Origin of the sequence: Streptomyces malaysiensis subsp. samsunensis (genome assembly GCF_024519315.1) — a bacterium.
Classification (GTDB): Bacteria; Actinomycetota; Actinomycetes; order Streptomycetales; family Streptomycetaceae; genus Streptomyces; species Streptomyces malaysiensis.
Map to the genome: position 1 here is coordinate 1 of NZ_JANIIC010000153.1, position 5,307 is coordinate 5,307.

Sequence of the window (5,307 nt, forward strand, 5' to 3'; positions counted from 1 at the left end):
GCTGTCCTCGGTGCTCCTCCGGCGGCGCATCCACCACACCAGCGTTCCGCCGGCTGCCGCGAGCGCCGCGGCGATGCCCGCGATCAGGCCCACCGGGGTGTTGGAGCCGGTGCCGGCGAGGTTCCCGTCCGGGTCCTTGGTCGCGGGCGGCTGACTGGCGTCCCCGCCGCCCGGGGTGGATGGGTCGGGCGCCGGAGTGGTCGGCTGGTCGGTCGGTTTGTCCGTGGGTTTGTCCGTGGGCTTGTCGGTCGGTGTGGGTGTCGGGGTCGGGTTGGGTTCGTCGCCGTCGGGGAGCTTGCCGGAGGTGCCCCCGAGATAGGCGGTTTCGGTGTCCTGGTAGGTCGTCTCGGCTCCGGTGGAGGTTTTGGTGGTCTTGTCCAGGCCGCGGTGCTCGAGGTTGAACTGGCTGCGGTTGATGTTCCGCCTGGGTGCCTTGGAGAAGTCCACACCGCCGACGGTGATCACCCAGACCTCCTGGCCCTTGGTGAGTTCGTACTTGAACTCACCTTCGGTGAAGATCTTCCGGTACTTGTCGAAGACCTGCTGCTTGTCCCAGTCCTGGTTGGGGGCGCGCAGCGGCCACCGCTTGACGTCGTTGCTGTCGATGATGCCGTGGAAGTCCGTCGGCGACGCCGCGTCCTTGCGGCGGATGTACTCGGCCGCCACCCGGGCGTTGTAGACCCGGCGCAGATCGGCGTACTGGGGCTCGGTGTTGATCCACTTCTCGACGAGCGGGACCACGGTGTTGTCGAGGACGCGCTCGTTGTGCTCGATTTCGGCCTTGGTGAGGTCTTCGGCGCAGGACCTTCCGCCGCCGGGGCCCGGGGTGTTGATGTCCATGTACTCCGACTTGAGCTTCAGCGGCGCGTCGAGGATGTAGACGCCGCCGTCCTGCTCACGGACCTTGGCCGTCTTGGGCTCGATCCAGTTGCGGCCGGAGTTCAGACACGGCCAGCCGTTGCGCTTGACCAGGCCGTCCCACGCGGCCTTGCCGGTGTCGGTCTTGGGGTCCATGGCCTTGAAGAAGTCGTGCTTGAGCCGGAGGTCGGCCTCCAGCAGCACACGGCCGGCGTCGGTGGACGCGAATTTGCTGTCCATGATCGTCTCGGGCTGGTCCGGGTTGAGGTTGACCCAGAACTTGTCCGGTGTGAGCGCCAGCCAGGTGAACATGGCGTCCGAGGACATCGTCAGCTTCGCGTCCCCGCCGTAACCCGGGTTGGTGTCGGGGTTCTTGGCGTAGTCGGCCTTCATCGAATAGTTGAAGCCCTTGCCCTTCACAGGGGCGCCCACATAGCTGAGTTCGAGACTGGAGAAGTCGATGCCGCCGGGGCCGCGCATGAAATAGCCGCGGGAATTGTTGTTGTTGTAGATCCGCTGGAGTTTCTGGGCCTCTTCCAGGGATTTCCCCGACCGGAGGGCCTGGTCGATGATCGGGCCGCGCATGCCGTTCTTGCGCGGGTCGGGGTTGAACCGCGGGTCATAGCGCGTGTAGTTGTTCGGGTTCCGGGTGCGCTCGATCGCGTTCGAGCGGCGCTCGTTGATCCCGGCCACCGTGCGCGTGGTGCCGCGGTACTGCTGGACGTCCTTGTTGAGCTGGGAGACCCGGTCCTTGGTGCCCTGATCGGTGCGCGCGCCGGTCAGGTACCGGTTGGTGACCTTCTCGTTCTGCTTGGCGATCTGCCGATCGGCGTCGATCTGGCCCTGCTTGACCTCGCCGTTGGACTTGCCCTCGACGTGCACATTGGTCCGCCGGTTGCGGGCGTCGACCCAGCGGCGCTTCTTCTTGCCGTCCTCGTCGGTGTAGTCGACGGGGTCCTCGCACCACCAGTCGGGGCCGATCATGTTGTACTTCTTCACCATGCGGGCCATGAAGGCTTCGCCGCGGTAGTTGTTGCCCGGCTTGCCGATGTATTTCACGTCCAGATAGCGCTTGAAGTCCGTGTATCCGCCGCGGTCGCGCTGCTCCTGGAAGCGGGCGTAGATCTCCATGACGCGGTCCGCCGGTTTGCCGGACTTATCGGCGATCCGCTGCCACTTGCGGTAATCGGTGCCCGCCTTCTCGAGCTGTTTCTCCGTCGGCGGCAGGACGCCGTCGTATGCCTTGGCCGGGTTGTCGTAGGTGTAGGTCTCGTCGTTGGGCCAGGGGTCGTACTCCAGGTTGTCCGGAGGGCCGGAGTTCGCCGGAGTGCGGTCGAATTTCTGGCCCAGGTACTTCTCGTCACAGCGCTGCGTACGCGGCTTGGCCTCGGCCTCGTCGGTGTGGAGGCCGGGCAGACCGGCCAGCGTGACGGCACTGGCCGCGGTGAAGGCGACCGCCAAGCGCGCCCAGAGGCGCCGTGGATGAGTGGGTTGGGATATGAGGCTGTTCAACGTGCGCCCTCCCCCTGGAGCCCCCGTTCAAGACCGCGGCGCGTGAGGCGGCTCCGAGGCTGCGTCCGGGTGTCGGTCGCGCCGACGGCGGCCCAACGCTAGTGGCTGGGGCGCGTGTTGCCCCGGGGTTTTGCTCGGCGTGTCCGCGTCAAAACTGACTGGTTCCCGGATCGTTACCGTTCGAACCACGTGTCTTCCATCGCCACGACGGCGTCCTCGGTGTGCCGCACCCGGAAGACCGAGGCCATCAGACCGCGCCGGTCGGTCGGCGAAACGGCCTTGAGCGCAAGGCGCGCGAGAGCGTCCCACGCGAAGCTCCGCGGCGGCTGGGCGGGGTCGACCCCGACGGCGGCGGCCCGCTCCGGGGTGATCCCGAAGGCGTCGAGCACCGCGGTCACCTCACCTTCGACGTCCCAGTCCTCCTCACCGGAGAAACCGGCCACGAAGATGCGGGCGCCATCCGGGTGGACGATCTTCCAGGTTCCGTAGTCGGCGCCGGGGAGGTCCATCTCCGCGGCGGCGACGATGACCGCGTCGGGATGGCGGTCGGCGAGCGCCTCGGCCTGCTCTTGGATGGGGAACCGCTCGGACAGGCTGATCAGGGCCGGGTCGTTGATCTCGGTGACACCGCCCCAGCAGCCGACCCGGATCACATCCAGGTCGGCGCGGGCGTCCACGTCGATGAATTCGGTGACCGGAATCGTCCCTTGCTGGTCCAGCACCTGGTGGACGGTGCCGAACGCCTCGGCGAACGTCCGCGCCCGCGCCTCGTCATGGGCCCCGAGCACGCCATCCGGGCCGGGGAACGGCGGGTGCACGACGGTCAGGGTGAACTCGCCGTGCCGCTCGACCGGTTCATCGGAGGGGTGGTCCCACAGGCTCTCGTCAGACATGGGGGACACGGTAGTGGCGGGCTCGCGCCGAGGACGGTAGCGCCTCCGCCCCACGGGTCGTCGCCCGCCCTTACGCTGTGCCGCTGCCCCGCCTTGGCGCAGCGTATGAGAGCGCCAAGGGCGGTGGGGTCGGTGGTGAGGATGGTGTCGGGTTGGTCGCTCTCGCGGAGCCGGACGGTGGCGCCGTCGGGCGCCGAGACGTAGAGGCAGTTGGCCCCTTGGGCGCTGTACGAGGACTTCCGCCAGCGGTGGGTGGGCATGGGTTCCGCCCTATCCCTTGCTGATGTGGTCCAGTTGCCCTTTCTTGGCGCTGCGTATGAGGGCGCTGAGCGCGGCCGGGTTGGTGGTCAGGACCGTGTTGGGTTGGTCGCTCTCGCGGAGCCGGATGGTGGCGTTGTCGAGTGCGGAGACGTAGAGGCAGGCGTTGCCTTCCCCGCTGAACGAGGACTTTTGCCATTCGCGAGCGGACAACTCATTCACCTTTCAGGGTGCGGATGATGCTCTGGATGAGATCACGTGATCGGCTCTCCGGGAGCGCGACCGTTTCCATACGATCCAGCACGACGCGGTACTTCTCCAACTGGGCGGCTGCGTCGAGGAGTTCGGAACCATGCTCCGTATCGAGCTGCACGGTGTCCAGCTGTGGGACCTGCCCAGCGGCGTAGAGGATCGACTGACCCGAGCCGGGGAACGATCCGGCCTCGAAGGGGATCACGACCACCTTGATATGGCCGTGCTCGCTCATGTCCAGGATGTGCTGCAACTGCGCCCGTGCCATGTCCGGTCCTCCGAAGCGCATGCGCAAAGCGGCCTCATGGACGATGGCCGTAAGCGGCGTGGGCTTGTCCCGGTACAGAATGCCTTGGCGTTTGATGCGGTGCGAGACGCGATGCTCCACCTCTGGCGGAGGCAGCGTCGGTACGACCTGCCGGAAGATCTCCCGGGCATGCTCGGCCGTCTGAAGCAGACCGGGTACGTGCGCGATGTACGCCGTGCGCAGTGACACGGCGTGGTGTTCGAGCTCGGCCAGGTCGAGCAACCCGGTGGGCAGGATCTCCCGGTACTCCTCCCACCAGCCCCGCTTGCGTTCCACCGCCATGTCGATGAGCGCCGCGACAAGAGCTTCGTCCCCGCACGAGTAGTTCCGCGCCAGCGCGCGCAGCCGCTCCGCGCTGACTCCGAACCGGCTCGCCTCGATGTTGCTGATGGCCGTCTGATTGGTGCCGAGCAGGCGCCCGGCCTCGGTCGACGTCAAACCGGCGCGTTCCCGAAGCCTGCGCAGCTCGGTGCCGAGGCGGAGTTGGCGTGCTGTCGGAACACTTCTCTGAGGCATTCGCCGATTCTCTCTGCTCATGCGCAACGGGCGCGTCACTCACACGGGTGGCATTCCAAGCACTTCTACCGCTGCCATCGAATAGCTTATGCGCACAGCGCTACGGTGTGTGCCCGGACACAGTCCAACTCCTCGCGCCAACCGGAGACTTCATGCCCACCCCCACGCCGGAAGCACCGGACACCCCGGAAACCCCCTGGTCGTACTCGCTCCGCCTGCCCCATGACCCCCGCGCCGCGGCCATCGCCCGGATTACCCTCCGTGCGGTTCTCGCCCGGCACGGGCTGGACGAACTCACCGATCCCGCGACCCTCGTCGCTAGCGAGATGGTCACCAATGCCTACCGCCACACCACCGGCCCGGCCGAAATGCGTATCCGCGCGGTGGAGGAGGGGCGGCTGCGGATCAGTGTGTGGGACACCAATCCGGACATCCCGCCGCCCTTCGACAAGCCCCCGGCCCTCTTCGACCGCTCGTCCGCCCTCGCGGAAGCCGCCGCGAACACCGAGGCCGCGTACGGCCGTGGCCTGCTCATCGTCCGGATCTGCGCCGACAACTGGGGCGGCTACGCCCTCGCCGATGAGCTCTTCGGGCGGAGCGGCAAGCTGCTCTGGTTCGAAATCGCACCGCACCACCCCTGCGACGCCTTCGAGATCGCCGCCTGACGCCTCACCCGCCTCCTCACGCCTGCGGCGGGCTGTTCCCCTCCCC

Annotated in this window: 6 protein-coding genes; 1 reads left to right on the forward strand and 5 read right to left on the reverse strand. The window is 67.3% G+C overall.

The features are described from left to right. The 5 genes from NQU54_RS47930 to NQU54_RS47950 form a co-directional block, all read right to left on the reverse strand. The coding region (locus NQU54_RS47930) for a hypothetical protein (protein WP_257636549.1) at positions 1-2,370 on the reverse strand (2,370 nt) is incomplete at its 3' end. A 173-nt stretch (positions 2,371-2,543) separates the two neighbouring features. After that, positions 2,544-3,263: a DUF6333 family protein gene (locus NQU54_RS47935; RefSeq protein ID WP_257636550.1), complete on the reverse strand. Its 720-nt coding sequence runs from the start codon at positions 3,261-3,263 to the stop codon at positions 2,544-2,546. Beyond that, a complete protein-coding gene (locus NQU54_RS50490) occupies positions 3,194-3,523 on the reverse strand; it encodes a DUF397 domain-containing protein (protein WP_372506433.1) in 330 nt (109 codons plus the stop codon). The genes NQU54_RS47935 and NQU54_RS50490 overlap by 70 nt, the downstream gene beginning before the upstream one ends. 10 nt (positions 3,524-3,533) lie before the next feature. Continuing rightward, positions 3,534-3,734, reverse strand: a complete 201-nt coding sequence (locus tag NQU54_RS47945; protein WP_257636551.1) for a DUF397 domain-containing protein — start codon at positions 3,732-3,734, stop codon at positions 3,534-3,536. Between the two features lies 1 nt (position 3,735). After that, on the reverse strand, positions 3,736-4,596 hold the full coding sequence (locus NQU54_RS47950) for a helix-turn-helix domain-containing protein (RefSeq protein ID WP_257636552.1): 861 nt from the start codon (positions 4,594-4,596) through the stop codon (positions 3,736-3,738). A gap of 152 nt (positions 4,597-4,748) precedes the next feature. Here NQU54_RS47950 and NQU54_RS47955 point away from each other — a divergent pair, with 152 nt between their 5' ends. Next, on the forward strand, positions 4,749-5,261 hold the full coding sequence (locus tag NQU54_RS47955; RefSeq protein WP_257636553.1) for an ATP-binding protein: 513 nt from the start codon (positions 4,749-4,751) through the stop codon (positions 5,259-5,261). Positions 5,262-5,307: the final 46 nt, after the last annotated feature.

Coding starts and splice junctions, on each gene's coding strand:
- NQU54_RS47935 (WP_257636550.1), bottom strand. CDS start 3,263: ATGTCTGACGAGAGCCTGTGGGACCACCCCTCCGATGAACCGGTCGAG.
- NQU54_RS50490 (WP_372506433.1), bottom strand. CDS start 3,523: ATGCCCACCCACCGCTGGCGGAAGTCCTCGTACAGCGCCCAAGGGGCC.
- NQU54_RS47950 (WP_257636552.1), bottom strand. CDS start 4,596: ATGCCTCAGAGAAGTGTTCCGACAGCACGCCAACTCCGCCTCGGCACC.
- NQU54_RS47955 (WP_257636553.1), top strand. CDS start 4,749: ATGCCCACCCCCACGCCGGAAGCACCGGACACCCCGGAAACCCCCTGG.